The sequence below is a fragment of the Actinomyces sp. 565 genome (genome assembly GCF_010365615.1).
In the GTDB taxonomy this organism is placed as follows: domain Bacteria; phylum Actinomycetota; class Actinomycetes; order Actinomycetales; family Actinomycetaceae; genus Actinomyces.
The window spans coordinates 6,008-7,652 of the sequence record NZ_PIZD01000009.1; the positions used below are offsets into that span (position 1 = coordinate 6,008).

Genomic DNA, 1,645 nt, shown 5'->3' on the forward strand with positions numbered 1-1,645 from the left:
TATTCTCCGCGGGCGGGCTGACGCTGCTATCCGGTTCTGATCGCATCTACCCCGTGGACTACCTGCTCGCGGGTACCACGGCCCACCGCGCCCTGACCGAGCTGGACTTGACCGAGGAGCTCGGTGAGGGGGAGCGGATGACGGTGTGCGTGGTGTGGCCGGACACCGCAGAGGACAACGTTGTGGTGGACCATCCGGGCGGCTCCGCGGAGGAAGGCGCCGTCGCCTACCCCTGGCGGCTGACCGATGTGCCCGTGGTCGCGGGATGAGGACCGGCGCGGCCGGGGCGCCCGGCCGTGACCGAAAGCACCGCCGCAGGGCCCCGATGGGCTTGCGCGCCTGGGTGTGGGCGCGTGTATGGTGGCGCCTGCCAAAGACCGCAGGTTCCCCGCGCAGGCGGGGCCAAGTCCGCATGTGGCGGAGCCGGCGCAGGTGAGAACGAGCCGCCAGCGGCTCTCGGAGTACGCCGAGTACTCTGAGTGCGCAAGCGAGCCCCGTGCCCACCGGCGCGGGGCTTTTTCAGTGCCGGAGCCTGTGGCAGACCACGGAAGGAGGGCCCATGGCAAGGCCTGAGAAGGACGCGGCTGTTGCACAGCTGGCGGACAAATTCCGTGAGGCCAACGCCGTTCTGCTCACCGAGTACCGTGGGCTGAGCGTCGCCGACCTCAAGGAATTGCGCCGCTCGCTCGCCGGCAACGCCGAGTACACCGTGGCGAAGAACACGCTTGCTGCCATTGCGGCGCGGCGCGTCGGACTCGACGCGATCGTGGACGACTTGAAGGGCCCCACGGCACTTACGTTCGTCACCGGCGAGCCGGTGGAGGCGGCCAAGGCGCTGCGTGACTTCGCCAAGGACAACAAGAACCTCATCGTCAAGGGCGGCGTCATGGAGGGCAACGCCCTGAGCGCCGATGAGGTTGACAAGCTCGCCTCGCTGGAGTCCCGCGAGGTTCTGCTGGCCAAGGCAGCGGGTGCTATGAAGGCGTCCCTGTCCAAGGCGGCATACCTGTTCGCCGCGCCCGCCTCCAAGGCGGTCCGCACCGTCGACGCCCTGCGCGAGAAGCAGGAGACCGCGGCCTGAGCCGCGTGCGCCACCAACACCAACACCACTTCCCTGCGCGCAAAAGCGGTGCAGGACCCCTTTTCCAGGAAGGAACGCCCCATCATGGCGAAGCTGACCACCGACGAGCTCATCGAGGCCTTCAAGGAGCTCTCCCTCATCGAGCTGTCCGAGTTCGTCAAGGCCTTTGAGGAGACCTTCGACGTGACCGCCGCCGCCCCGGCCGCCGCCGTCGTCGCTGCCGCCCCCGGTGCCGTCGCCCCGGCCGCCGAGGAGGAGAAGACCGAGTTCGACGTCATCCTCGAGTCCGCCGGCGACAAGAAGATCCAGGTCATCAAGGAGGTGCGCGCCCTGACCTCCCTCGGCCTGAAGGAGGCCAAGGACCTCGTTGAGGCCGCCCCCAAGGCCATCCTCGAGGGCGCCGCCAAGGACGCTGCCGAGAAGGCCAAGGCCCAGCTCGAGGGCGCCGGCGCCACCGTCACCCTCAAGTGATCCCGGCCCCGACGGGGTCGGCACCGAGCCGACGCCGTCGGGGATCGCATAAGCACCGACGTCGCCCCGACCGCTATACGTGGTCGGGGCGAC

At 69.1% G+C, this 1,645-nt stretch carries 2 protein-coding genes and 1 pseudogene; all 3 read left to right on the forward strand.

From position 1 onward, the window contains the following. A pseudogene (locus GZ997_RS01905) lies at window positions 1–269 on the forward strand (OmpA family protein); the annotation flags it as partial. 290 nt (window positions 270–559) lie between these two features. Beyond that, window positions 560–1,081: a 50S ribosomal protein L10 gene (rplJ, locus tag GZ997_RS01910; protein WP_161924776.1), complete on the forward strand. Its 522-nt coding sequence runs from the start codon at window positions 560–562 to the stop codon at window positions 1,079–1,081. Between the two features lie 84 nt (window positions 1,082–1,165). Beyond that, the gene (gene rplL, locus GZ997_RS01915) at window positions 1,166–1,552 is read left to right on the forward strand and encodes a 50S ribosomal protein L7/L12 (RefSeq protein ID WP_162678632.1); all 387 of its coding nucleotides are present in this window, start codon (window positions 1,166–1,168) and stop codon (window positions 1,550–1,552) included. Window positions 1,553–1,645 lie beyond the last annotated feature (93 nt).

What these genes read in the sequence shown, in the direction of transcription:
- rplJ (WP_161924776.1), top strand. Translation starts at nt 560, where the DNA reads ATGGCAAGGCCTGAGAAGGACGCGGCTGTTGCACAGCTGGCGGACAAA.
- rplL (WP_162678632.1), top strand. Translation starts at nt 1,166, where the DNA reads ATGGCGAAGCTGACCACCGACGAGCTCATCGAGGCCTTCAAGGAGCTC.